The organism is Methylobacterium planeticum (assembly GCF_008806345.1).
In the GTDB taxonomy this organism is placed as follows: domain Bacteria; phylum Pseudomonadota; class Alphaproteobacteria; order Rhizobiales; family Beijerinckiaceae; genus Methylobacterium; species Methylobacterium planeticum.
The window spans coordinates 1-24,379 of sequence record NZ_VZZJ01000029.1 but is presented as its reverse complement, the minus strand read 5'-3'; the positions used below and the strand labels follow the sequence as shown (position 1 = coordinate 24,379).

Below are 24,379 nucleotides of genomic sequence, written 5' to 3'. Positions count from 1 at the left end.
GGCGTCTTCAGGGGAGCGTCCGGACTGTCTCAGCGCCCCGCGCGGGCACGGCGCCGCGCATCCTGGGCGGGCCGGGCGCGCAGCGGCCCGGCCGTCGCGATGATCCGCCTCGGCGCCCCGGGCTTCAAGGGGGCCGGCGCCGGGGGCCGGGCCCGGTCGGTTCAGGGCCCCGCCGCCGACGCCCCGGCGATGGCCGCCTCGACGATGGCGAGGGCCGCGAGCATCTGCGCCTCGCTCACGATCAGGGGCGGGGTCAGGGTCAGCACGTTGCCCATGGTGGTCTTGAAGGAGAGGCCGGCATCGAGGGCCCGGTAGAGCACCGCCTCGGCGAGCGCGCCGTCCGGCTCCCGGCCCTCCCGGTCCCGCACCAGCTCGATCCCGATCAGGCAGCCGCGCCCGCGCACGTCGCCGATCGCCGGCAGGCGGCGCTTCATCTCCGCGAGCCGCGCGAGGGCGAGGTCCCCGACCCGCGCGGCGTTCTCGACGAGGCCCTCCTCCTCGATGATCGCGATGGTCTCGAGGGCGGCCCGGGCCGTCACCGGGTTCTTCTCGTGGGTGTAGTGCCCGAAGGCCCAGTCCCCGCCGACGTCGAGGCGCCGGTCGGCGATCACCGCCGCGATCGGCAGGATGCCGCCGCCGAGCCCCTTGCCCACGACGAGGAGGTCGGGCGTCACCCCGTCATGCTCGCAGGAGAACATGCGGCCGGTCTTGCCGAGCCCGGTCGGGATCTCGTCGAAGATCAGGAGCACGCCGTGCCGGTCGCAGATCGCCCGCACCTCCGCCCAGAAGCCCGGGGGCGGGATGTAGGGCACCGCCCGGGTCGGCTCGGCCACGAGGGCCGCCACGTCGGTGTCGCGGGCGAGCACGTAGTCGATCATGCGGGCGCAGGCCCGGCCGCTCGCCTCGGCCGAATCCGTGCCGTAAGGGCAGCGGTAGCCCCCGAAGGGCGCGACCTGCAGGGCGCCCGCCACCATCGGGCCGGCGGGCCCGGAGCGGAACAGCATCTCGCCCGACATCGCGGAGGCGCCCGTGCCGGCCCCGTGGAAGGAATCCCAGAACGACAGGGTCTTGTGGCGCCCGGTCGCCGCGCGGGCGACCTTCACGGCGACCTCGATGGCGTCCGAGCCGCCGGTGGTGAACAGCACCTTGCCGAGGTTGCCCGGGCTGATCGCCCCGAGCCTCTCGGCGAGGGCCACCGCGGGGGCGCAGGCGTAGCGGCGGGGCGCGAAGGGCAGGGCGTCCATCTGCTCGGCGATGGCCCGCTTCAGGCGCGGGTGGCCGTAACCGATGTGGTGGACGTTGTTGCCGTGGAAATCCATGAAGCGGCGCCCGGCCACGTCCTCGATCCAGATGCCCTCGGCCCGGGCGACCGCGTTGAGGCAGGGCGTCGAGACGGATTGGTGCAGGAAGGCGGCGGAATCCCGCGCCAGCAGGGTGCGGGTCGCGGGGTCGAGGCTGCGGGCCTGCCAGGCGGCGCGGCGGTCGGTGAGGTTGGTGTCGCTCTCGGATTCGGCGATCATCGGTCTGGCCTTCCCACCCGGATGCTGCCGGTTCAGGCCTCGCGGCGGCGCCAGCGCTGGAGCCGGCTCACCGCGCCGCGGTTGACCAGGGCGAGCAGGAGCCGGGCCCCGAGGGCGGTGGCCATGATCACGCTCGCCATCGCGGCGGCCGAGGCGGTGGTGCCCGCCTCGTCCATGTGGACGATCGCGATCGAGGCGAGCTTGGTGTCGGCGCCGTAGAGGAAGATCACCGCCGAGACCGTCGTCATGGCGTTGACGAACAGGTAGACGGCGAGTTCCAGGACGGTCGGCAGGCAGATCGGCAGGCTCACCCGGGTGAAGGTCCGCCAGAACGGCACCTTGAGCGAGGCCGAGACCGCCTCGAATTCCGGGTCGATCTGCTTGAGCGCGGTCGAGGCGGTGACGTGCGCCACCGTGTAGTAATGGGCCAGCGTGTTGATCGCCAGGAGTGCCAGCGTCCCGTACAGGACGTTGAGCGGGTTCCAGGGCGCGTTGAAGAAGAACACGTAGCCGAGCCCGAGCACGAGGCCCGGCACCGCGAGCGGCAGCATCGCCAGGAACTGCGCCAGCATCCGGCCCGCCGCGAAGGTCTTGAGCTTCTCGACGAGGTAGGCGCCGCAGAAGACCACCGCCGTGCCGATGCCGGCCACCGAGGCCGCCATCGCCAGCGAGTTCCAGTAGGGCGACCAGCCGTCGGCGTCGGCTCCGGCGAAGTCGTAATGGTCGAGGGTCAGGGCGAGGTTGTAGGGCCAGTAGCGGATGAAGGAGGCCCAGACCGCGACGCCGTAGGTCGCCACGATCACCCCCGCGACCGCGAGGGCGTAGGCGAGGAAGGCCCGGTCGCGCCCCGGCCGGGGTTTCGGCTCGTAGGGGACGGAGCGCGCCGACAGGAGCGAGGTCTGGCGCCGCTGGATCACCCGGTCGACCCCGAAGGCGATCACGGCGGGCACCAGCATCAGCAGGCCGACGACGGCCCCCATCGGGAAGTTCTGCTGCCCGACGACCTGCCGGTAGGCGTCGGTGGCCAGGACCGAGTACTGGCCGCCGATCACCTTCGGGATGCCGAAATCGGTCACCACCAGGGTGAAGACCACGAAGGCCGCGCTGACGAGGCCGTAGCGGGCGCCCGGCAGGGTCACGGTGGCGAAGGTGCGCAGCCGGCCCGTGCCCATGGCGGCGGCGGCCTCGTAGAGGCGCCCGTCCGACAGGGACAGGGCGGTGACCAGGATGATGAGGGCGTTCGGGAAGGCGTAGAGGCATTCGGCGACGACGATGCCGATCGGCCCGTAGACCGAGTGGCCCATCAGGAGCCCGCGCAGGATGCCCTGGTTGCCCAGGATGTAGGTGAGGGCGATGCCCGAGAGCAGGGAGGGCGCGAAGATCGGCAGCAGGGCGGCGGCGAAGAGCAGGCCCTTGCCCGCCATCGCGGTGCGGGTGAGGGCGTAGGCGTAGCCGAAGGCGAGCGGCACCACGATCGCCACGGTGAGCCCCGCGATGGTGAGGCTGTTGACGAGCGCCCCGACGAGGGTCGGCGTGGCGAAGTAGGTGCGGAAATTGTCGAGGCCGGCCAGCCCGCCCGAGGGGGCCTCCAGGCTCTTGACCAGCAGCGCGCCGAGCGGCAGCGCGATGATCAGGACCAGCACCCCGCACAGGAGGGCGATGAGCAGGGTCGCGACCGCGCTCTCGGGGATCCGCCGCAGGGCCCGGGGCAGGGCCGCCGGCAGCGGGATGGCGGGGGCGCCCTCGGCCATGCGCGGGCTCTCGCTCACGGCGCCGCTCACGCGGCGGAGGTCTGCGGGAAGGCCCGCAGGGCCTTCGGCGGCAGGGAGACGTAGAGGTACTGGCCCTCCGCCAGACCGAGATCGCCGGACAGGTTCGCCGACAGGTCCGCGACGAGGCCGCCGCCGAGGTCGCGGCTCGGCTCCAGCCGGGCCCGGTAGAACGAGCCCAGGAACTCGAGGCTGCGCACCCGCACCTCGAGGGCGTTGACGTCGCCCGGCGCCACGTTGCCGACCCGGATCTCCTCCGGCCGGAGCCCGAGGCGGATCGGGCTGCCCGGGATGAAGCCGCGGCCGCCCTCGCAGACGAGGTCGACCGCGCCGACGCGCAGCGCGTGCTCGCCCTCGACGGTGGCGTCCAGGAAGGTCATCGCCCCGATGAAGTCGGCCACGAAGGCGCTCGCGGGATCACGGTAGATCGCCTCCGGCGTCCCGACCTGCTCGATCCGGCCCCGGTTCATCACCACGACGCGGTCGGCCATGGCGAGCGCCTCCTCCTGGTCGTGCGTGACCATGATGGTGGTGATGCCGAGCCGCTTCTGGAGGAGCCGGATCTCCTCGCGCAGGCGCGTGCGCACCTTCGCGTCGAGGGCGGAGAGGGGCTCGTCGAGGAGGAGGAGCGAGGGCGAGGTCGCCAGCGCCCGGGCGAGCGCCACGCGCTGCTGCTGCCCGCCCGAGAGCTGCCCCGGATACTTGTCGCCCTGCTCGGGCAGGCCGATCAGGGCGAGGAGCTCGGCCACGCGCGCCTTGACCCGCGCCCGCTGCGTCCGCCGGTTGACGAGGCCGTAGGCGATGTTGGCCTCGACCGTCAGGTTCGGGAACAGCGCGTAGGACTGGAAGACGATGCCGAAATCGCGATCGGCGGGCGGCGCCGTCGAGACGTCGACGCTGCCGAGCTCGATCCGGCCCTCGTCCTGGCGGTCGAGCCCGGCGATCATCCGCAGCAGGGTGGTCTTGCCGCAGCCCGAGGGACCGAGGAAGCAGACGAACTCGCCGCGCGCGACGTCGAGGTCGATCGCCTCGAGGGCCCGGAAGCTGCCGTAGCGCTTCGACAGCCCGCGGACCCTGAGGAACGGCGACGTCGCGTCGGCATCCGTCATGGCGTTCATCCTCCGTGTCTCGCCCGCTCGCGCCGGACGGTGCCGAGCCGGCGCGCCCGGATCCTACTTCTCGGCGGCCTACTTCTTGGCGGCCGCCTTGCTCTCGTAGCGGCGCGACCATTCGGCCAGGATGCGCTCGCGGTTCTCAGCCATCCAGCCGAGGTCGTTCTTGATCATGGCAGCCTCCGCCTGGGCCGGATAGTTCGCCGGGGCGCTCGCCACGCCCGGATAGGCGACGATCGCGTAGCTCTTGGCGTAGACCTCGTTGGCGGCCTTGCTCGCCCCCCAATCGGCGACCTTGCGGGCGAGCGCGGGGTTCTTGCTCGAGGCGACGACCGCGAGGGCTTCCTCGTCCCAGCCCGTGCCGTCCGCCGGGACCACGACCTCCAGGGGCGCGCCCTTGCTCTTCTCGGAGGCGCCGCGCATGTCGAGCGACAGCCCGGCGACCCGCTCGCCGCGGGCGGCCTGGACGCAGGGCGCGGAGCCCGAGTGCAGGTAGGCGGCCATGTTCTCGTGGAGCTTGTCCATGAAGGCCCAGCCCTTCTCCTCGCCCATGCTCTGCAGCCAGCCGGCGACCATCAGGTAGCCGGTGCCCGAGGAGGCCGGATGCGGCATCACGATCTTGCCCTTGAGGCCGGGGGCGAGCAGGTCGGCCCAGCGCTCGGGCGTCCTGATGCCGTCGCGGGTCGCCTCGGCGGTGTTGAAGCAGACGACGCCCAGATAGGCGTCCATGCCGGTCCAGGTGTAGGGCGCCGTCGCGTCGCGGAAGGCGGGCTTGAGGGCGTCGGCCCCCTGCGGCCTGTACTCGGCGAGCAGCCCGAGCTTCTCGAACATCAGCAGGCTCGACGCCGCGAGGCCGATCACCAGGTCGGCGCGCGGGTTCTCCTTCTCGGCGAGGAAGCGGGCCGTGATCACCCCGGTCGAGTCGCGGACCCAGACCACCTCGACCTCCGGCACCGCCCGCTCGATGCTGACCTTGACGGGGCCGAGCTGGTCATTCTCGAGGGCGGTGTAGATCGTGAGCTTGGTGCGATCGGCCGCCTGCGCCGCCGATCCAAGAAGGGCGAGGGCGAACGCGAGGGCTCCGAGGGCTTTCATGAATCTGGCTCCGATGTCGTACCGTCATAGTGCTATATGCCCGGCCGCATGACAGTAGAGCGACAAATTCATTCCTCGGAAAGATCTTTGTTTCCGCAGCCCACGTCTAGTAATTGGGCAGCTTTCGTGATGAGAACGACCTGTTTCGACATGGGTCTGCGCTGCCCGGCACGGCGTGCTGGGCAGGGATGGCCGTTCGGGTCCTGGCGCCGTGAGGCGGCCCCTGCGCGGAGGGGCGCCTCAGCAGGATTGCGGCATGCGGCCCGCGGCGAGGAGCCCCTCGATGTCCTGCACGACGCCCGGCAGGTCGGCGATCGTGTCGATCAGGAAGTGGGGCCGGGACGGCGCGAACAAGTCCGCGATGCGGGTCCGCTCCGCGTCGAGCCGGTCCGCCGGCAGCGCCCGGTAATCGTCGTAGCCGAGGCCCAGCGCGTTGCCCGAGCAGGTGAGCGCCACCGTCCACATCCCGGCGCGCCGCCCCTCGAGGATGCCCGGCACCGTGTCGTCGACCTTCACGCAGGCGGCGACGTCGTCGATCCCGAGCGCGATCACGTTGGCGAGCGCCTGGGCCGGCCAGGGGCGCCCGTTCGGGACCTCGTCGGTGGCCACGACGTGGTCGGCGACGTAGCCGTTCTGGCGCGCCAGCGCGACGACGCGCTCCATCACCCGGGCCGGATATCCGGAGCAGGACCCGATCCTGATCCCCTTCCGGCGCAGGGCCCCGATGGCCTCGAGCGCCCCCGGGATCAGGGCGGAATGGTCGGCGATCTTCTCGATCTGGAGGGGCATGAAGCGCTCGTAGATCGCCGTCACGTCCGAATCCGTGGGAGTGCGCCCGAACTGCGCGGCGTAGCGCGCGGCGATCGCCGGATCGTCGCACAGGGTCCGGATATGGTCCCACTTGCCCATGCCCATGGGCCCGCGGGCCTCCGCGAGGCTGACCGCGACGCCGAACTCGCCGAAGGCCTCGACGAAGATCTGGGTCGGCGCGAAGGAACCGAAATCCACGACCGTCCCGGCCCAGTCCAGGATCGCGGCCTGCAGCTTGCGCGGGGTCTCGTAGGGCATGGGCGTTGTCCCGGATCTCTGGAGGTCAGATGGTCTCGATGTTCAGCGCGCGGAACGTCTCGGCCACCGCCGCGACCGCGCGCTCCATCTCGGCCGGCCCGACGCTGCCGATGCAGCCGACCCGGAAGGTCTCGAGCTCCGTGAGCTTGCCGGGATAGAGGATGAAGCCCTTGCGGCGCACCGCCTCGTAGAACTCGGTGAAGCGGTAGCGCCCGTCCCGGGGGGCGTGGAAGGTGACGATGATGGGGGCCTGGATCCCGGGGGGGAGGAAGCTGCGCAGCCCGAGCCGCGCCATGCCGGCGATCAGAACCGCACAGTTCTCGGCGTAGCGGGCGTGGCGGGCGGGCAGGCCGCCCTCCTCGTCGTACTGGACGAGCGCCTCGTGCAGGGCCGCGACCACGTGGGTCGGCGGGGTGAAGCGCCACTGGCCGGTGCGCTGCATGTAGAGGTGCTGGTCGCGCAGGTCGAGGGCGAGGGAGGCGCTGTTGCCGGCGCTGGCGAGGAGCGCCTCGGTCCGGGCGATCACGAAGCCCATGCCGGGCACGCCCTCGAGGCACTTGCCGGAGGCCGCGATCAGGGCCTCGAAGGGGATCCGGCGCGCGTCGATCGGCAGCGCCCCGAAGGAGCTCATCGCGTCGATGATCAGGCCGCGCCCGTGGCGGGCCACGACCTCCGCGATCGCCGCGAGCGGGTTGAGGATGCCGGTGCTCGTCTCGCAGTGGATCAGCCCGACATGGGTGATCGCGGGGTCCGCCGCGAGGAGGCGGTCCACGGCGTCCGGCGTCGTCGGGACGTCGTCGGCGGTCTCGTGCACCGCGTGGTCGCGCCCGAGCGCCTCGCAGATCCGCGCGAGGCGCTTGCCGTAGGCGCCGTTGACGCAGACCAGGACCTTGCCGGCCCGCGGCACGAAGGTGCCGATGGCGGCCTCGACCGCGAAGGTGCCGCTGCCCTGGAGCGGGACGCAGGCATGGCTGCCCGTGCCGTTCGCGATCGCCACGAGCGCGTCGCAGACGCGGGCCGTGAGCGCGTTGAAGCTGCCGTCCCAGGAGCCCCAATCCGTCAGCATCGCGGCGCGGGTGCGCTCCGAGGTGGTGAGGGGCCCGGGCGTCAGGAGGATCGGCACGGGGGGAGGGGTCATAGTCGTCCTGCCTGAGACGGTCCGCGGGGTCGGGCGGATCTTGCGTTCCGGGCATCCATCAGATCAAATCGTTTGTCGTAATGCCTGCCATCAGTCTCGCCGATGGGCACCCATGAACCTGTTCCAGCTCCGCGCCTTCGACGCCGTCTCGCGGGAGGGCAGCTTCACCCGGGCGGCGCGGCGGCTCTGCGTCAGCCAGCCGGCGGTGACCGGGCACATCAAGGCGCTGGAGGAGCGCTACGACCTCGTGCTGTTCCGCCGGACGGCGCGCAGCGTCGAGCTGACCGCCGAGGGCCGCGCCCTCGCGGAGCTGACCGGGCCGCTCTTCGGCCTCGTCGAGCAGGCGGAGGACCTGCTCCTCGCCAACCGCGACCTCGTCACCGGCCGCGTCGAGATGGCGGTGGACGGCCCCCACATCGTCATGCCCCTGCTCGCCCGCCTGCGGGAGAGCCACCCGGGCATCACCGTGAGCCTGATCCTCGGCAACGCCGCGGAGACCTGCGAGGCGCTGCTGGCCGAGCGCGCCAGCATCGGCGTGGTGACCGAGGTGCAGCCCCATCCCGACCTGCACGTGGAGGAGATCGCGGTCTCGCGGGTCTGCGCGGTGCTGCCGCGGGGCCACGCGCTGGCGGGCGAGCAGGAGATCGACCTCGCGCGCCTCGCGGGCGCCGCGATGGTCCTGCGCGAGCCCACCTCCGTCACCCGCCGGACCTTCGACGCGGCCTGCCGCCGCCGCGGCGTGGCGCCCGCGATCCTGATGGAGCTCGACAGCCGCGAGGCGGTGATCGAGGCCGCCGCCTCCGGCCTCGGCATCGGGATCGTCTCCTCCCTGGAGCGCGGCGAGGATGCCCGCATCCGGGCGGTTCCGATCGGCGGCCCCGACCTCGTGAACCGGCATGCCATCGCGTGCCTGGCGCGCCGCCGCAACCTGCGGCTGATCCGCGCCGTCTTCGACATCGCCCGCTCGGCGGCGCCGGTGACCGCATGAGCCGGATGCCCGGGGCCGGCGCCCCCCCTCCCGGCGCCCCCCCTCCCGTCGCCCCCCGTTCCATGGCCCCCCGTTCCATGGCTCCCCGCCCCATCGCGGCCCGGCGGCACGACGAGATCCTGCGGCGGCTCTCCGCCGACGGCCATGTCAGCGTCGAGGAGATGGCCCTGCGCTTCGCGGTCTCCCGCGAGACCGTCCGGCGCGACCTCAAGGCGCTCGCCGGCCGCGGGCACCTCGCCATCGTGCACGGGGGCGCGACCCGGCGCGCCGACGAGCCGGCGCTGGCCGACCGGCAGGGCGACAACCCCGAGGGCAAGGCCGCGATCGGCCGGGCCGGCGCCCGCCTCGTCGAGGACGGCATGGTCGTGCTCCTCGATTCCGGCGCGACCACCCTCGCCCTGGCGCACGCGCTCGCCGGGCTCGCCCCGGTCGGCCCCCGCGACAAGCCCGCCTGGACCGGGCTCACGATCTGCACCAACAGCCTGCCGGTCGGGCTCTGCCTCTGCCGGGTGCCGGGCATCCGGGTCCACATCCTCGGGGGCGAGGTGAGCGTCGGCGACGAGGCCGCCTTCGGCACCGAGGCGCTCGCGGCCCTGTCCCGGTTCCGGGCCGACATCGCCTTCGTGGGCGCGGGCGGCATCTCGGCCGCGGGCGAGGTCACCGACTTCGCGCTGATCCCCTCGGACCTGCGCGCCCGCATGCTGGCCTCGGCCGAGCGCGCCTACATCGTGGCCGACCGCACCAAGTTCGACCGGCTCACCCCGATCCGGCTCCAGCCGATCCCGCGCGGCACCGGCCTGATCGTCGACGCGGCCCCGCCGCCGCCCATGGCCGCCGCGCTCGCCGAGCGCGGCATCGAGGTTTTGATCGCCCGCTGATGTGATGTTTTGTGGTTTTTTGTTGCATTTAGGCCAGGCACTCGACTAAAGCCACATCTCCGCAGGGGAGGCCGCCGATGACCGCGAGCGCATGTCCGACGCAGGCCCGCACGGTGATCATCGGGGGCGGCATCGTCGGGACCTCGATCGCCTACCACCTCGTCGGCCTCGGCCACCGCGACGTCGTCCTCCTGGAGCAGGGGCGCCTGTCGGGCGGGACGACCTGGCACGCCGCCGGCCTCGTCGGGCAGTTGCGCCAGCAGGCGAGCCTGACCCGGATGATCCGCTACTCGACCGGGCTCTACGAGCGGCTCGAGGCCGAGACCGGGCTCGCCACCGGCTGGAAGCGCTGCGGCTCGCTCACCGTCGCCCGCACCCCCGAGCGCATGACGGTCCTGGCCCGCAACGTCGCCAGCGCCCGGGCGCAGGGGGTGGAGATCGAGATGCTCGACGCGGCCGAGGCCGGGCGGCGCTGGGCCCCGATGCGGCACGACGACCTCCTGGGCGCGGTCTGGCTGCCGGGGGACGGCAAGGCGAACCCCTCCGACGTGACGGCGGCCCTCGCCCGCGGGGCCCGGCTCGGCGGCGCCCGCATCCTTGAGCGCACCGGGGTGCGGGCGATCGAGACCGCCGGCGGCCGGGTCCGGGCGGTCGTCACCGACCAGGGCCGCATCGCCTGCGAGACCCTGGTGATCGCGGCCGGGCAATGGTCGCGCCAGGTCGGCGCGCTCTGCGGCGTCGCGGTTCCGCTGCACGCGGCCGAGCACATGTACATCGTCACCGACGCCATCCCGGGCGTGACGCCGGACCTGCCGGTGATGCGCGACCCCGACGGCTACATCTACTTCAAGGAGGAGGTCGGCGGCCTCGTGATGGGCGGGTTCGAGCCGCAGGCCAAGCCCTGGGGCATGGACGGCATCCCCGAGAACTTCGAGTTCCAGCTCCTGCCGGACGACTGGGACCAGTTCGAGATCCTGATGGAGAACGCGATCCGGCGCGTGCCCGCCCTGGAGACCGCGCAGGTCAAGCTGTTCCTCAACGGGCCGGAGAGCTTCACCCCGGACAACAACTGCCTGCTCGGTCCCGCGCCGGATTGCGCGGGCGTCTACGTCGCGGCGGGCTTCAACTCGGCGGGGATCGCCCTCGGGGGCGGGGCCGGGCGGGCGCTCGCCGAGTGGCTCGTGGCGGGCGAGCCGACCGACGACCTCTGGGCCGTGGACATCCGGCGCTTCGCCCGGTTCAACGCCAACCCGACCTGGCTGCATGACCGGGTCAAGGAGACGCTGGGCCTGCACTACGCCATGCCCTGGCCGAACCGGGAGCTGGTCTCGGCCCGGCCGCTGCGGCGCTCCCCGCTCTACGACAGGCTCGCGGCCAGGGGCGCCGTGTTCGGCTCGAAGATGGGCTGGGAGCGGGCGAATGTCTTCGATGCGGGGCTCGCGGAAGCCGGCCCGGCCTACACCTTCGGCCGCGGCGCCTGGACGGAGGCCGTTGCCACCGAGCAGCGCGCGGTCCGCGAGGGCGTCGGCCTCGCCGACATGACGAGCCTGACCAAGCTCCTGGTCCAGGGGCGCGACGCCGGCGCGGCGCTCCAGGAGATCTGCGCGGCCGACATGGCCATCGCGGTCGGCGAGAGCCGCTACACCCCGATCCTGAACGCGCGCGGCGGCTTCGAGAGCGAGGTCACCGTGGCGCGCCTCGAGACCGACGCCTACCTGGTGGTGACCGGCTCCGGCCAGACGACCCGCGACGCGCATCTCCTGCGCGGCCGCATCCCGGCCGAGGCCTGCGCCGTCGTCACCGACGTGACGTCCGCCTACGCGGTGCTGGCGCTCGTCGGCCCGCGCGCCGCGGAGCTTCTGGCCCGCGTCAGCCGCCAGGACGTCGCCGCGATCCCGCAGGAGGGGGTGCGCGAGGTCGATGTCGGCTACGCCACCCTCCGGGCGGTGCGCCGCAGCTTCGTCGGCGGCGACGGGTTCGAGCTCTACGCGCCGACCGAGTTCGGCGCCGGACTCTACGACACGCTGGTCGCGGCGGGCGCCCCCTTCGGCCTGCGCGACGTCGGCGCCTACGCGGTCGACGCCCTGCGGATCGAGATGGGCCATTCCGCCTGGGGCCGCGACCTCGGCCCCGACGTGACGCCCTTCGAGGCCGGCCTCGGCCACGTCCTGTGCTTCGACAAGCCGGCCTTCGCGGGCCGGGAGGCACTCCTCGCCGCGCGCCAAGCCGCGCCGGCCCACCGCCTCGTCGCGCTCTTCGCCGACCTGCCCGGCGACGTGATGGCCTGGGGCGGCGAGCTGATCCTGGCCGATGGCGGCCCGGTCGGCGAGGTCACCTCCGCGGCGCTGAGCGCGGCCCATGGCGGCCTCGTCGGCCTCGGCCGGATCGCCACGGGCGGGGCCGCGATCGACCGGGCCGCCCTCGATGCCGGGCGGTTCGAGATCGAGATCGCCGGGCGCCGCTTCCCGGCCCGGCTCGGGCTGACGCCGGACGACGCCCGGGCGGACCTGAGGGACCGAAGGGACCGGAGGGACGACGCCGCATGAGCCCCCTGGTCTTCACGGCGGTGCTCGCCGGCGCCTGCATGCATGCGGGCTGGAACGCCATGGTGAAGCTGCGCCTCGAGCCGATCCTGACCATGGCGCTGATCACCGCGGCGGCCGGCGTGATCGCCCTGCCGGCGCTCGCCTGGCTCGGCCTGCCGCGGCTCGAATCCTGGCCCTGGCTGATCGGCTCGATCCTGCTGCATCTCGGCTACTACGTCGCGCTGACCGAGGCCTACCGGCGCGCCGACATGGGCCAGGTCTACCCGATCGCCCGGGGCAGCGCGCCGCTCCTGACGACGCTGGTCTCGGTGGTGGTGCTGCGCGAGGCGGTGGCGCCGCTCGCCGGGCTCGGCATCGCGCTGCTCTGCGGCGGCGTCGGGCTGATCGCCCTCGGCCGCGGCCGCGCCGCGCCGCTCCGGCCCCAGGCCCTGGCCTATGCGGGCCTCACCGCCGTGATGATCTGCGGCTACACCCTGGTGGACGGGATCGGCGCGCGGGTGGCCGAGGACCCGCACGCCTATTCCGCCGCCCTGTTCGTGGTGGACGGGGTGCCGCTGTTCCTGTTCGTGCTCTGGCGCCGGGGCCGGGCGGCCCTCGACGCGATGGGGCGGGTGCTGGTGCCGGGCCTGATCGGCGGGCTCCTGTCCCTCGGCTCCTACTGGATCGCCATCTGGGCGATGACGGTGGCGCCGATCCCCCTCGTCGCCGCCACCCGCGAGACCAGCGTGCTCTTCGCGGTCCTGATCTCGGTGACGATCCTCAAGGAGCCGCTTCTGGCGACCCGAGCCGCCGCGGCCCTGCTCGTCGTCGCCGGCGTCGCCACGATGCGGCTCGCCTGAGCCCCGGCCTGAACGGAAGCCCGGGCCCTCAGCCCCGGATGCCGAGCCAGCTCGGACGCTGCAGCGGCTTCGGGGCGACCTTCGGGCCGATCGAGCCCGTGGTCTCCGGGTCGGCCACCGGCAGGGCGAACGGGTTGACGCCGCGGCGGTCGGCGAGGTCGGCCGAGTAGAGGGCTGCGCCCACGAGCGCCCCGATCGCGAGCGTCGCCTTCACGGCCCGCCACACCTGACGCAATACACCGAGCATCGCCGAACCCTCGCTACACGCGAGGATCTGCGATTGCGGTTAGCGATCAACTAACGAGAGGCGTCAATTCCAGCGATCGCGCCCTCGGGCGCGGCTCAGCCGGCCCAATGCAGGCCGAGATAGACGAGTCCCGCGAGCCCGGTCGCCGACACGATGCCGGCCATCGCCAGGACGAGGCGGACCGCCACCACGTCGACCCGGCCGGCTCGTCCGATCTGGCCGACTTGGCTGACTTGGCCGACCTGCCCGATCTGGCCGAACCGGCCGATCGTCGGATTTCGAGACATTCCCGTCGCCTTGCCGCGTGTCATGGGGGCCGGGCCGCAAGAGCGGTGCCGGACCCGACGTCCCGATCGGGGGCAAGGGCGAGGGGCTGGGGCGAGGGGCTGGGGCGAGGGGCTGGGGCGAGGGGCTGGGGCGAGGGGCTGGGGCAGGGGGCCGGCGCGGTGGGCTCAGGCGCCGTTGGCCGGGATCGCGTTGACCCAGAGCACGATGGTGCGCTCCGTCGCCGAGGGGTTCGCGAAATGGTGCGGCCGGCGGCTCGCGAAGCGGAAGCTGTCGCCCGCCACGAGCCGCAGGGTCCGGCTCTCGACGGTGAGCACGAGGTCTCCCTCGAGCACGAGGCCCGCCTCCTCGCCGTCGTGGCTGAACGGGTCGTCCCCCGTGCTCGCCCGCGGCTCGAGGACGGTGCGGAACAGGCTGAGCCCGCCGGCCGTGCCGCTCGGCGTCAGCAATTGCTTGGTGATCCCGGCCCGCCAGAGCCAGAGGTTCGGCCTGTCCTGCTCGCGGGTGACGATCGCGTCGTCGGGCCCCTGCGTCTCCCCCCCGAACAGGCCCGCCAGCCCCGTCTGCAGCGTGTCGGCCAGGAGGGCGAGCATGCGCAGGGAGGGGGAGGACAGCCCCCGCTCCACCTGGCTGAGGAAGCCGATCGAGACGCCGGTGCTCGCCGCGACCTTCTCGAGGGACAATCCGCGGGCCAGCCGCAGGGCCCTGAGGCGCTGGCCGACGGCCACATCGACGGCTTCGCCCGATGACAGGACCTGACCGCTCGTTCTGCCCATGCCGAACTGCCCATCCCGAACTGTCCATACCGAACCGCCCAAGCCGAACTGCCCAAGCCGCAGGGCCCAAGCCGAACTGCCCGGGCCGAAACCGCTTGCGGCTGAAACGCGCTTTCATGCACGTGAAATCAGCTTGCTTAGTGTCGCCGGTTATGCCGTAATCTTCACGTACATGAAAGTGCCGATCGAGCCGTGGCGGCGTTCCCGCCGCAGGAGGATGGAGAGATGAGGTATCTCGTTCGCGCCGCCGGCCTGGCCCTGGCGGTCCTGGTCGCCGCGCCCGCGCAGGCCGAGCCGACGCTCCGGGTCGGCGCCACCCCGACCGGGCTTCCCTTCACCTTCCTCGACACCAAGACGAACAGCATCCAGGGCGTCATGGTCGACCTCATCGGGGCGGTCGGCAAGGAGGCCGGGTTCGTGCCGGCGGTGGAGCCGCTGCAATTCTCGACCCTGATCCCGGCCCTGACGGCCCGGAAGATCGACCTGATCTCGGCGGCGATGTTCATCACGCCCCAGCGCAAGGAGGTCGTCGACTTCTCCGAGCCGGTCTACAGCTACGGCGAGGGCCTGATCGTCCCGAAGGCCGACGGCAAGGCCTACACCTCCTTCGAGGACCTCAAGGGCGAGACCGTCGGCGCGCAGGTCGGCACCGCCTTCGTCGAGCCGCTGAGGAAGTCCGGCCTCTTCGCCGAGGTGAAGATCTACGACACGATCCCCGACATCATCCGCGACGTGAATTCCGGGCGCCTCAAGGCCGGCTTCGCCGACAGCCCGATCCTCGCCTACTACGTCAAGCAGGGGACCTTCCAGGGCGTGCGCATGGTCGAGGGCTTCAAGCCCCGGGTGACCGCCTCCGTCGGGGTGGCCCTGCGCAAGGGGGAGGGCGACCTCCTGCAGCGCATCAACGCGGCCATCGCCAAGCTCAAGCAGGACGGCGGCCTCAAGGCGATCCTCGACAAGTGGGGCCTGCAGCCCTCCGCCGACCCGTCGTGAGCCGGCCCGGACCCTGAGCGAGAGGCCGCGGGATGAGCGAGTTCCTGACCGACGCACGCGAGTTCCTGCCGATCCTGTTCCAGGGCGTGCAGCTCACGGTCCTGATCACCGTCGCGTCGCTCGCGGTCTCGACGGTGCTGGGACTGTTCTGGGCGATGCTCCGGGTCTCGGGCATCCGGCTCCTGTCGGGCTTCAGCGTGGTGATGGTCAACATCCTGCGCGGCATCCCGATCATCGTGCAGCTGTTCTACATCTACTTCGTGATGCCGGAATTCGGCCTGTCGCTCACCGCCGTGCAGGCGGGCATCATCGGCCTCGGCATCGCCTACTCGGCCTACCAGGCCGAGAACTTCCGGGCCGGGATCGAGGCGGTGGACCGGGGGCAGATCGAGGCGGCACAGGCCATCGGGATGGGCTGGTGGCTCACCATGCGGCGGGTGGTGCTGCCGCAGGCGGTGCGCATCGCCCTGCCGCCCTACGGCAACCTGATGATCATGATGCTCAAGGATTCCTCGCAGGCCTCGACCATCACGGTCGCGGAGCTGGCGCTGCAGGGCAAGCTCATCGCCTCCTCGACCTTCAAGAACACCAGCGTGTTCAGCCTCGTGGCGCTGATGTACCTCGCCCTCAGCCTGCCGCTGATCCTGCTCGTGCGCCACCTCGAGAAACGGACGGATCGTTCATGATTTGTCTCACGGATGTGCACAAGCACTACGGGTCCCTCGAGGTGATCAAGGGCGTCTCGGCGGAGGTCGCCAAGGGCGAGGTCGTCTGCATCATCGGGCCGTCGGGCTCCGGAAAGTCGACGCTGCTGCGCTGCGTCAACGGGCTAGAGGCTTACGATGGCGGGGAAATCCGGGTTTCCGGCACCCGCGTCGACCGCCACGCCCGCAGCATCCGGGAGATCCGCACCCGGGTCTCGATGGTGTTCCAGCGATTCAACCTGTTCGCGAACCGCACGGCGCTGGAGAACATCGTCGAGGGCCCGATCCACGTGAAGCGCGAATCCCGCGCCGAAGCCCAAGCCCGCGCCCGCACCCTCCTGGCCAAAGTCGGCCTTACCGGGAAGGAGGATGCCTATCCGCGCGAGTTGTCCGGCGGCCAGCAGCAGCGCGTCGCGATCGCGCGGGCGCTCGCCATGCGGCCGGACGCGATCCTGTTTGACGAGCCGACCTCCGCCCTCGATCCCGAGCTCGTCGGCGACGTGTTGCGCGTCATGCGCGGCCTCGCGGAGGAGGGCATGACGATGCTCGTCGTCACCCACGAGATGGGCTTCGCCCGCGAGGTGGCCGACCGCGTCCTCTTCCTCGACGGCGGCATCCTGGTGGAGCAGGGCCCGGCAGCCGAACTCCTCAGCCGGCCGACGCACCCGCGCACCCAGGACTTCCTGCGCCGGGTGCTGAACCCTCTCTAGACCGGCCCGAGGGCGACCGAGCCCGGGGCACACAGGCGAGCTGACGCGTGGCGAAACCCTTTCCTCTCGACCCATCGCTCTGGGCCGCAACGGCGGTGCCAGCCCCGGAGACGCCACCCCTCGAAGCCTCCGGTCGGGCTGACGTCGTCGTCATCGGCGCGGGCTATTGCGGCCTGTCGACGGCCCTGCACCTCGCGGAGCGCGGCATCCGGGCGACCGTTCTGGAGGCGCAGGAGGTCGGCTTCGGCGCCTCGGGGCGGAATGGCGGGCAGGTCATCCCCGGCCTCAAGTTCGATCCCGACGACCTCGTCGCCAAGTTCGGGCAGGAGCGCGGCGAGCGCCTCGCCCACTTCGCCGGCAGCACCGCCGACACCGTATTCGGCCTGATCGAGAAGCACGGCCTCGACGTGCCCCACCGCCGCAACGGTTGGATCCAGGGCGCGCACACGCAGGCCGGCGTCGACGAGGTCGGGCGGCGCGCGGAGCAATGGGCCCGTCTCGGGGCTCCGGCACGCGCCCTCGACAAGGCGGAGACGGACCGGCTCCTCGGCACAGACCGGTACCTTGGCGGATGGCTCGATGGGCGTGGGGGCGCCGTCCAACCCCTGAGCTACGCCCGTGGTCTGGCGCGCGCCGCCCAGGCCGCCGGTGCCGCCATCCATGGCTGCACCCCCGTCACCGGCCTCAATCGCGGCCGCGACGGCTGGCGGGTGACGACCGCGCAGGGCGCGGAGATCGTGGCCGAGCGGGTGATCCTCTGCACCAACGGCTACACCGATGCGCTCTGGCCGGACCTCGCCCAGAGCATCATCGCGGCGAATTCCTTCCAGGTCGCGACGGCGCCCCTGTCTGACAATCTGCGCCGCTCGATCCTGCCGGAGGGACACGTTTCCTCCGACACGCGCAAGCTCCTTCTGTACTTCCGCCTCGACCATACCGGCCGCCTGCTGCTCGGCGGACGCGGCCCATTCCGCGAGCCGCGCGGGTCTGAGGATTGGGCCCATCTCGAGCGGATCGTCGGCAAGCTCTTCCCCCAACTCGGCAAGATCGGCTTCGATTACCGCTGGTGCGGCCGGGTTGCCATCACCCGCGATTTCCTGCCGCATCTGCACGAACCGGAGCCCGGCCTCCTCATCGATATCGGGTGCCAGGGGCGAGGTGTCGGCCTGCAATCCACGATGGGTCGCGCGATCGCCGAATATGTCGCCACCGGCAACGCCGACGCGCTGCCCGTTGCTCCGTCGCCGGTCGCTCGGCTTCCGCTCCACGCGCTCCATCGAATCTACGTCTCGGCCGTGATCGCGTGGTACCGCCTGAACGATGGTGGCGTGCGCTGAGATGACGACGAGCCCGATCCCCCTGGTCACCCGCGGGGATGCCGCTTCCGAGGAGGAGTGGCAGGCGGTGCTCGCCGCCGCCATGCCCGACGAGACGATCCTGCCGTTCCGGACCTTGACCGCGGAGCAGCGCGGTCGTGCCGATATCGCGATCGTGGCCAATCCCGATCCCGCGGATGTGGCGGCGCTGCCGAATCTTGCCTGGGTGCAGAGCTTGTGGGCCGGTGTCGAGCGGCTCGTCGGCGAATTGGGGGCGGGTGCTCCGCCGATCGTGCGCCTGATCGATCTGGAACTGTCCCGTGTCATGGCAGAGGCCGTGCTCGCCTGGACCTACTATCTGCACCGCGGCATGCCGGACTACGCGCGACAGCAGCGTGGACGGATCTGGCAGGCATTGCCCTATCGTCCGCCATCACAGGTTCAGGTCGGGCTTCTCGGCCTCGGCGCGCTCGGTGCAACCGCCGCCGAGCGCCTGATCCGGGCCGGCTTCGCGGTCGCGGGCTGGAGTCGGTCGGGGCAGCCCGTGGCCGGTATCGAGGCATTCACCGGCGCGGACGGGCTGTCGCGGCTCCTTGCACGCAGTGACATCGTGGTCTGCCTCCTGCCGTTGACGGCGGAAACGCGGGGTCTCCTGGATGCCGCACGGCTGGCGGCGATGAAATCCGGCGCGGCCCTGATCAATTTCGCCAGGGGGCCGATCGTCGTGAAGACAGACCTGATCGCGGCGCTCAATTCCGGCCACCTCGCGCATGCGGTTCTGGACGTGTTCGACATTGAGCCCCTACCGCCGGACGCCCCTGAATGGGACCATCCGAAGGTGACGGTGCTGCCCCATATCTCAGCGCCGACGGACCGACGGTCGGCGGCGGCAATCGTCGCCGGCAATGTTCGCCGCTATCGCCGGAACGGCGAACTCCCCGACACGGTGGACCGCATGAGCGGCTATTGAAGCGGCTCGGACGAAGGCTCCTCCGCCGCGTTCGACGGCGAGGCAGCCTTGATAATGCCAGGATGACGCATCCACCTGAGTGTCGAAGGACTACCCGGGAAGGGAGCGCTCGATGAAACCTGAGACCGCCGAGGCGAGTGCCGCCGACGAGGCCGCCGTGCAGTAAGCGACCGAGGAAGGTGCCGCCAGAGCCAAGGAATCCGGCAGCTGGAGCGATTTCGCGACGGTGCTCGACACCGCCGGACAGGCGGTTGATCTCGCCATCGGCGTCGGAGAGGCGGTCGTGGGCGGCGTCCGCGTCGTGGGCAAGGACATTGAGCCGGTCTGCTCCATCATCCCGGATTAGGCCGTATCTGCAAACTGCCCCATTCGTGCGAGCGCGTCAGCTTCCTGCTGTTTTCGAGTGTACTTGACAGTGGCTTCGCCCGGTCTGCCGAGCGCCGAAGGGGGTGAACTCGCAGATTTCGTGTGCCCGACTTAGGTTTGCAGAGACGCCCTAGGCGCCACCCGTTTCGGGCGGAGCTTCGCTGAGCGGCCCTGGAGCCCTGCCGCCACAGCGCGGAGCAGTCGTGGCCGGGTCCATCATGAACTCGTCGCGCGGATTGCGACCCCTGTCGCTTCGCGCCTCGCCTTGGACCCGGCGCCGGACCGGACACGGCGGCGAACCTTCGCAGAGGACCTACCGATGACGGCCGTTTCTTCCCAACGTCTCGCCCTGGCTGCCTTCGTCGCCGTGACGACGTCCGTGCGCGCGGAGCCTTGGCAGATCCTGGATTGCCGGCAGGACCCCGCCCCCCGGTCGATCACTGATCCGGCGGCGGTTCGCGCCGCGCTCGGGCGGGCCGTTGCGAGCTGAGATCCGCCCCTCGCCAAATCGCTCGGCGAGCGTTCCGTGATCCTTGGAAGTGCCAGCGGCGCGTTTTCGGCGGCAGGGCGCAAGCAGGACCTGTACCTTCTGGCGCGCTCCGGGCCAGTCGCCGCCGATCCGTTCCCCGACACGCCGCAGGTGTTGGTCGCCCTCGAGAGAGGCGAAGCTGCGGGAATTTACGCGCTCGCGACGCAGCCCGGCTACCAACGCGTGGCCGGTACGGTCGACCGCGACGGGGATGGACTCGGCGAAGTCCTTTTGGAGACCGCGAGCTACAATATGGGCCAGTCGGTGACGTCCCTCGACGTCGTGAGCTTGGCGAGTCCCGGTCGCGCCACGGTTAGGCAGAGACTCGCCGACGTTGCGTCGGATGGCTGCGAGAACCGGACCGGCCCGCGGTCGCGGTCGGCGAGCACCATCCCTGTCGGCCCTGACGGAAGCCTCGTGGCGAAGCCGCATGCTCTGAGCTGCCGCTAGGGAGACGGCATCGGCCCTCGGGCAACTAATTGCTGTCGAAGGGCAGGCTCATCCGCTCCAATACCCGCGTTCTCGAGAGGATCAGCGGATGGCGAGCGGCGTGACGAGGCTTCCGGCCCAACCTCCTTTCGACCCCACGGCGACGCCGGACGAGGTTGTGCTGGCCCGCGCCGGTGCCAGCCTGCGCCTGACCTGGCGCGACGGCGCGACGGCCGTTCTCGCGGCCGAGACGCTACGCCTGCACTGCCGCTGTGCCTGGTGCACCCGTGATCGGGTGCAAGGACATTTTCCCTTGGAATTCAAGGCGGTGGCGGTCAAGCACATTGAGCCGATGGGGACCTACGCCGCCCATATCACATTCTCGGACGGCCATGTCCGCGGGATTTTTCCCTGGGTCTACCTGCGCGATCTCACCCGCGAGGCGCCGGACGCCGACGCCGCCTGATCCATTGATCCTACGATTTCCGCCTGGACGGCGCGAGGCCCATGGCCGCGTCCTGGAAGCGAGACAGCCTGGCATGAGCGCCACCGAACCCAAGACCGAGATCATCGAGGCCGACATCCTGGTGATCGGCGGCGGCACCGGGTCGGGCTACGCCACCCCGGAGCAGTACGTGACGGAGATCACGGTCGCCGATGACGGCATCGTCGACCAGAAGGCCGCGCTGGCCTGCGCGTAGAGCCCGTTCCCGATGATCCAGTACCTCGACAAGCTCGGGGTCAAGTTCGAGAAGGACGGCTCCGACGCCAGCAACCTGCGCAAGGAGGCTGTTGCCGCCCTCGGCGAGGCCGCCGACCCGCACTGAACCGCCGCATGGACGCCCGCACCCCGATGCCGGCGGGCGAGCCGTTCCGCATCGGCGGCGGCATCGAGGCGGTCGCCGCGCGTCCGATCCTCGGTCGGAACACCCTCGCGGCAGCACAGGACGGGCTTGAGCGCGTGGATGCGCCGGAGGTCGCCCAGGCCGCGGCCTGCCTCTACATCGTGACCCCCGATCGCGGCTTCCTTACCGACCGACACCCGGAGCAGGACCGGGTCCACGTCGTCTCCGCCTGCTCCGGCCACGGCTTCAAGCACTCCGCCGGCATCGGCGAGGCCGTGGCCGGGCTCCTCGCGTAGGCGCGCAGCCCGATCGACCTCGCGCCCTTCGGCCTCGGCCACTTCCTGTAGGCATCCCGGACCGGCCACGGGCCCCTGGCCTGCAGCTTGCTTGTATACAAGCGGTCTGCACCGCCGGGCCGGGATACAGTGAGACGTTGCGCTCCGCGCGATGAGGGTCGATCCTCAGGGTCGACGTCGCGACGTTCCGGCCCCGAATCCTTCCAGAAAGGCGTGATCCCATGCGTAAGACGACTCGTGCCCTGATCCACGCGACCACCGCCCTGTTCGGACTCGGCTTGGCGCTCGGGGCGGCGTCCGCCGCCGACGGCGTCGACGCGATCAAAAAACGGGGTACGCTCGTCGTCGGCGTGAAGGCCGATTACAAGCCCTTCGGTTTCCGCGACCCGAGCGGCAACATCATCGGCATCGAGCCGGATCTCGCGGTCGACGTCGCCAAGCGCCTCGGCGTCAAGCTGGACCTCGTGCCCGTGGTCTCCTCGAACCGGATCGAGTTCCTGCAGCAGGGCAAGGTCGACATGCTGATCGCGACCGTCTCCGACAAGCCGGAGCGGCGCAAGGTCGTCCAGGCGATCGACCCGCAATATTACTCCGACTTCGTCAACGTGCTCCTGCCCAAGAAGTCGGGCATCAAGGATTGGGCCGAGCTGAAGGGCAAGCCCGTCTGCGCCACCTCGGGCGCGTGGTACAACAAGGACATCGCCCGTACCTACGGGGCGGAGATCGTGGCTTTCGACGGGTCGGAGAAGCCGCTCTTCGCGATGAAGCAGGGCAACTGCGTCGGCTACCTCTACGATCAGACCTTCATCCAGGGCCGCCTGCTCGACGACGAGTGGAAGACGGACTACGCGATGCCGCTCAAGGGCGTCCTCGAGGCGCCGTGGATCATGGCGGTGGCGCCCGGCAACGCAACCCTGCAGGCACTCCTCGAGACCACGACCAAGGACTGGATGAAGACCGGCCTCGTCGTCGCGTCGGAGAAGAAGTGGGGCATCGAGCCGACCGAGTACTCGAAGGCGATGCACGAGAAGTACAAGAACGCCACCAACTGAGGCCGAGCCCCGCCCGGGCGGCACGGCCTCGCGCCGGACCGCCCGGGACGGAACCGTCAACCTGAGCCGGGGGGCTGAACCCCGGCCGCCGCGAGTTGCGCGATGGATGTCATACCGGACTGGTTCCAGCGTCTCTACGAGACGACGGGCCTCAACTTCACGGTCTTCTACGATTCCTACGATTTCCAGCGCTATCTCAACGGCCTGAAGACCACGCTCTACCTCGGCATCAGCACCATCCTGGTCAGCCTCGTCATCGGCGCGGTCGGAGCGCTGCTGCAAGGCGGCCCCTCGCGGATCCTGCGCGGGCTGATCAACGGCTACGTGGTGACCTTCCGCAACACGCCGCCGCTGGTGCAGATCTTCTTCTTCTATTTCGGCCTCGGCACCCTGCTGCCCGCGGCGCAGAGCGCCTCCGGCCTGCGCGAGCCGATCCTCAACAACGTCCAGTGGGCGATCATCTCGCTGTCGCTCTTCGCCGGCGCCTTCAACATCGAGATCTTCCGCTCCGGCATCGAGGCCGTGCCGAAGACCACGGTCGAGGCCGCCGAGGCCCTGGGCTACACGCGGCTCAAGGCCTACCTCTTCGTCATCCTGCCGCTCGCCCTGCGCATCTGCCTGCCGGCCCTGAACAACAACCTCATCAACCTCCTGAAGACCACCACGCTGGCCTACGCCATCGCGGTCCCGGAGACCCTCTACGCGGTCAAGCAGATCTGGTCGGAATCGCAGAACGTCTTCGAGATGATGTGCGTGCTGCTCGCCACCTACGGCATCCTGGTCGGCGTGCTCGTCTGGATCATGCATCGCTGGGAGCGGGCCCTGCACATCCCGGGCTACGGCCGATGAGGGAGAAGCGATCGATCAGCGACCGTCCGGAAGGGTGGGGCGAAGTGCCCGAGGCACGGCACGTTCTCCCGGTCCTGCATCCGTTCCGGGTGACGCCCACGCGCTTCGCGCCGCGCCTGCGCGCCCGTCACGGGCTCCTCCTCGGCATCTGCGCCGCGCTCGTCGCCTCCTCGGCCTGGGCGCAGGCCGGCGCGGCGATGCTCTCGCCGCTCGCGGTCATCGTCAAATGGGCGCCGCTCCTCCTCACGGGCTTCGCCTTCAACATCGCGATCTCGCTCCTCGCCATGCTGATCGGCACGGTCGCGGGCGTGGGGCTCGGCATCGCGATGCTGTCCGAGCAGCCGATCCTGCGCCGGGTCGCCTGGGGGGTGACGCAGTTCTTCCGCAACGCGCCCTGGCTGGTGCTGCTGTTCTTCGTGATGTTCCTGGTGCCGTTCCAGCTGACCGTGCTCGGCATCCGCATCCCGCTGCCGGACTGGGTCAAGGCGACGTTCGGGTTCTCCCTGCCGGTGATGGCCAACGTCGCCGAGGTCGTGCGCGGCGCGGTCCGCTCGGTCCCGACGACCCAGTGGGAGGCGGCCGAGTCCCTCGCCTTCACCCGCCGCCAGATCCTGTGGCGGATCATCCTGCCGCAATGCGTGAAGCGGATGCTGCCGCCCTGGATGAACATCTACGCCCTCGTGGCGATGGCGACCGTGCAGGCCTCGATCGTCGGTGTCTCGGAGATGCTGACGCTGACGGCCCAGGTTCACGCGGCCGAGGGCGGGCGGCCCGAATTGTTCGCGCCCCTCTACGGCTTCGCCCTGCTCTGCTTCTTCCTCTACTGCTACCCGATCGACCGCTGGACCGCCCGCATGGAGCGGCGTTTCCAGATCCGCTGAGAGCATCATTCCTGACCATGACCGGCACCCCGCGTCCCGATTGGACCCCCGATCCGCCGATCGTCCAGCTCATCGACGTCCACAAATCCTTCGGGACCGTCGAGGTCCTCAAGGGCATCAGCCTCGACGTCAAAAAGGGCGAGGTGATCTGCATCATCGGGCCGTCCGGCTCGGGCAA

24 protein-coding genes and 1 pseudogene are annotated in these 24,379 nt (G+C 71.0%); 16 read left to right on the top strand and 9 right to left on the bottom strand.

Annotated features, from left to right (window positions below; translation table 11 throughout):
* Positions 1 to 161 precede the first annotated feature (161 nt).
* The 6 genes from pbfA to F6X51_RS23010 all read right to left on the bottom strand — a co-directional run bounded on the left by pbfA (position 162) and on the right by F6X51_RS23010 (position 7,702).
* Positions 162 to 1,520 carry a (R)-1-hydroxy-2-aminoethylphosphonate ammonia-lyase gene (gene pbfA, locus F6X51_RS23035; protein ID WP_150966019.1) on the bottom strand — a complete coding sequence of 453 codons (1,359 nt, stop codon included), beginning with the start codon at positions 1,518 to 1,520 and terminating at the stop codon, positions 162 to 164.
* Positions 1,521 to 1,552: 32 nt separating this feature from the next.
* A complete protein-coding gene (locus tag F6X51_RS23030) occupies positions 1,553 to 3,289 on the bottom strand; it encodes a putative 2-aminoethylphosphonate ABC transporter permease subunit (protein WP_246696969.1) in 1,737 nt (578 codons plus the stop codon).
* 8 nt (positions 3,290 to 3,297) lie between these two features.
* Positions 3,298 to 4,398 carry a putative 2-aminoethylphosphonate ABC transporter ATP-binding protein gene (locus F6X51_RS23025; RefSeq protein ID WP_150966018.1) on the bottom strand — a complete coding sequence of 367 codons (1,101 nt, stop codon included), beginning with the start codon at positions 4,396 to 4,398 and terminating at the stop codon, positions 3,298 to 3,300.
* 78 nt (positions 4,399 to 4,476) lie between these two features.
* Complete coding sequence (locus F6X51_RS23020) at positions 4,477 to 5,496, bottom strand: putative 2-aminoethylphosphonate ABC transporter substrate-binding protein (RefSeq protein ID WP_150966017.1); 1,020 nt, start codon at positions 5,494 to 5,496, stop codon at positions 4,477 to 4,479.
* Positions 5,497 to 5,736: 240 nt separating this feature from the next.
* On the bottom strand, positions 5,737 to 6,564 hold the full coding sequence (gene phnX, locus F6X51_RS23015; RefSeq protein WP_150966016.1) for a phosphonoacetaldehyde hydrolase: 828 nt from the start codon (positions 6,562 to 6,564) through the stop codon (positions 5,737 to 5,739).
* A 25-nt stretch (positions 6,565 to 6,589) separates the two neighbouring features.
* Positions 6,590 to 7,702 (bottom strand): 2-aminoethylphosphonate--pyruvate transaminase, encoded by a 1,113-nt coding sequence (locus F6X51_RS23010; protein ID WP_150966015.1) that lies wholly within the window; start codon positions 7,700 to 7,702, stop codon positions 6,590 to 6,592.
* Positions 7,703 to 7,814: 112 nt separating this feature from the next.
* Here F6X51_RS23010 and F6X51_RS23005 point away from each other — a divergent pair, with 112 nt between their 5' ends.
* The 4 genes from F6X51_RS23005 (at position 7,815) to F6X51_RS22990 (ending at position 12,953) form a co-directional block, all read left to right on the top strand.
* Positions 7,815 to 8,690 carry a LysR substrate-binding domain-containing protein gene (locus tag F6X51_RS23005; RefSeq protein ID WP_150966014.1) on the top strand — a complete coding sequence of 292 codons (876 nt, stop codon included), beginning with the start codon at positions 7,815 to 7,817 and terminating at the stop codon, positions 8,688 to 8,690.
* A gap of 77 nt (positions 8,691 to 8,767) precedes the next feature.
* Positions 8,768 to 9,568: a DeoR/GlpR family DNA-binding transcription regulator gene (locus tag F6X51_RS28935; RefSeq protein ID WP_281407656.1), complete on the top strand. Its 801-nt coding sequence runs from the start codon at positions 8,768 to 8,770 to the stop codon at positions 9,566 to 9,568.
* Positions 9,569 to 9,645: 77 nt separating this feature from the next.
* The gene (locus tag F6X51_RS22995) at positions 9,646 to 12,114 is read left to right on the top strand and encodes a GcvT family protein (protein ID WP_150966012.1); all 2,469 of its coding nucleotides are present in this window, start codon (positions 9,646 to 9,648) and stop codon (positions 12,112 to 12,114) included.
* Positions 12,111 to 12,953 carry an EamA family transporter gene (locus F6X51_RS22990; RefSeq protein ID WP_150966011.1) on the top strand — a complete coding sequence of 281 codons (843 nt, stop codon included), beginning with the start codon at positions 12,111 to 12,113 and terminating at the stop codon, positions 12,951 to 12,953. The genes F6X51_RS22995 and F6X51_RS22990 overlap by 4 nt, the downstream gene beginning before the upstream one ends.
* 28 nt (positions 12,954 to 12,981) lie before the next feature.
* Here F6X51_RS22990 and F6X51_RS22985 read toward each other — a convergent pair whose 3' ends face one another.
* From F6X51_RS22985 to F6X51_RS22975, 3 genes are all read right to left on the bottom strand, one after another.
* Positions 12,982 to 13,200, bottom strand: a complete 219-nt coding sequence (locus tag F6X51_RS22985; RefSeq protein WP_150966010.1) for a hypothetical protein — start codon at positions 13,198 to 13,200, stop codon at positions 12,982 to 12,984.
* A gap of 95 nt (positions 13,201 to 13,295) precedes the next feature.
* Positions 13,296 to 13,487, bottom strand: a complete 192-nt coding sequence (locus F6X51_RS22980) for a hypothetical protein (protein ID WP_150966009.1) — start codon at positions 13,485 to 13,487, stop codon at positions 13,296 to 13,298.
* Positions 13,488 to 13,652: 165 nt separating this feature from the next.
* A complete protein-coding gene (locus F6X51_RS22975) occupies positions 13,653 to 14,261 on the bottom strand; it encodes a cupin domain-containing protein (RefSeq protein WP_150966008.1) in 609 nt (202 codons plus the stop codon).
* A gap of 225 nt (positions 14,262 to 14,486) precedes the next feature.
* Here F6X51_RS22975 and F6X51_RS22970 point away from each other — a divergent pair, with 225 nt between their 5' ends.
* The 12 genes and pseudogenes from F6X51_RS22970 to F6X51_RS22915 form a co-directional block, all read left to right on the top strand.
* On the top strand, positions 14,487 to 15,254 hold the full coding sequence (locus F6X51_RS22970; RefSeq protein ID WP_150966007.1) for an ABC transporter substrate-binding protein: 768 nt from the start codon (positions 14,487 to 14,489) through the stop codon (positions 15,252 to 15,254).
* A gap of 32 nt (positions 15,255 to 15,286) precedes the next feature.
* A complete protein-coding gene (locus tag F6X51_RS22965; protein ID WP_150966006.1) occupies positions 15,287 to 15,940 on the top strand; it encodes an amino acid ABC transporter permease in 654 nt (217 codons plus the stop codon).
* Positions 15,937 to 16,668 carry an amino acid ABC transporter ATP-binding protein gene (locus F6X51_RS22960; protein ID WP_150966005.1) on the top strand — a complete coding sequence of 244 codons (732 nt, stop codon included), beginning with the start codon at positions 15,937 to 15,939 and terminating at the stop codon, positions 16,666 to 16,668. Before F6X51_RS22965 ends, F6X51_RS22960 begins: the two co-directional genes overlap by 4 nt.
* Positions 16,669 to 16,715: 47 nt before the next feature.
* A complete protein-coding gene (locus F6X51_RS22955; protein WP_150966004.1) occupies positions 16,716 to 18,005 on the top strand; it encodes an NAD(P)/FAD-dependent oxidoreductase in 1,290 nt (429 codons plus the stop codon).
* Between the two features lies 1 nt (position 18,006).
* Positions 18,007 to 18,954 carry a 2-hydroxyacid dehydrogenase gene (locus tag F6X51_RS22950; RefSeq protein WP_150966003.1) on the top strand — a complete coding sequence of 316 codons (948 nt, stop codon included), beginning with the start codon at positions 18,007 to 18,009 and terminating at the stop codon, positions 18,952 to 18,954.
* 1,433 nt (positions 18,955 to 20,387) lie between these two features.
* A complete protein-coding gene (locus tag F6X51_RS22945; RefSeq protein ID WP_150966002.1) occupies positions 20,388 to 20,744 on the top strand; it encodes a gamma-butyrobetaine hydroxylase-like domain-containing protein in 357 nt (118 codons plus the stop codon).
* Positions 20,745 to 20,817: 73 nt separating this feature from the next.
* Positions 20,818 to 20,979, top strand: coding sequence for a hypothetical protein (locus tag F6X51_RS22940; protein WP_246696968.1), 162 nt, complete (start codon positions 20,818 to 20,820; stop codon positions 20,977 to 20,979).
* Positions 20,980 to 21,113: 134 nt separating this feature from the next.
* On the top strand, positions 21,114 to 21,419 hold the full coding sequence (locus tag F6X51_RS29080; protein ID WP_407658666.1) for an FAD-dependent oxidoreductase: 306 nt from the start codon (positions 21,114 to 21,116) through the stop codon (positions 21,417 to 21,419).
* 221 nt (positions 21,420 to 21,640) lie between these two features.
* Complete coding sequence (locus F6X51_RS22930) at positions 21,641 to 22,471, top strand: transporter substrate-binding domain-containing protein (protein WP_150966001.1); 831 nt, start codon at positions 21,641 to 21,643, stop codon at positions 22,469 to 22,471.
* A gap of 102 nt (positions 22,472 to 22,573) precedes the next feature.
* A complete protein-coding gene (locus F6X51_RS22925; RefSeq protein ID WP_150966000.1) occupies positions 22,574 to 23,320 on the top strand; it encodes an amino acid ABC transporter permease in 747 nt (248 codons plus the stop codon).
* 44 nt (positions 23,321 to 23,364) lie between these two features.
* Entirely contained in the window at positions 23,365 to 24,201 is an 837-nt protein-coding gene (locus F6X51_RS22920; RefSeq protein WP_246696967.1) for an amino acid ABC transporter permease, read from the top strand.
* A gap of 17 nt (positions 24,202 to 24,218) precedes the next feature.
* Positions 24,219 to 24,379: pseudogene (locus F6X51_RS22915) on the top strand (peptide ABC transporter ATP-binding protein); the annotation flags it as partial.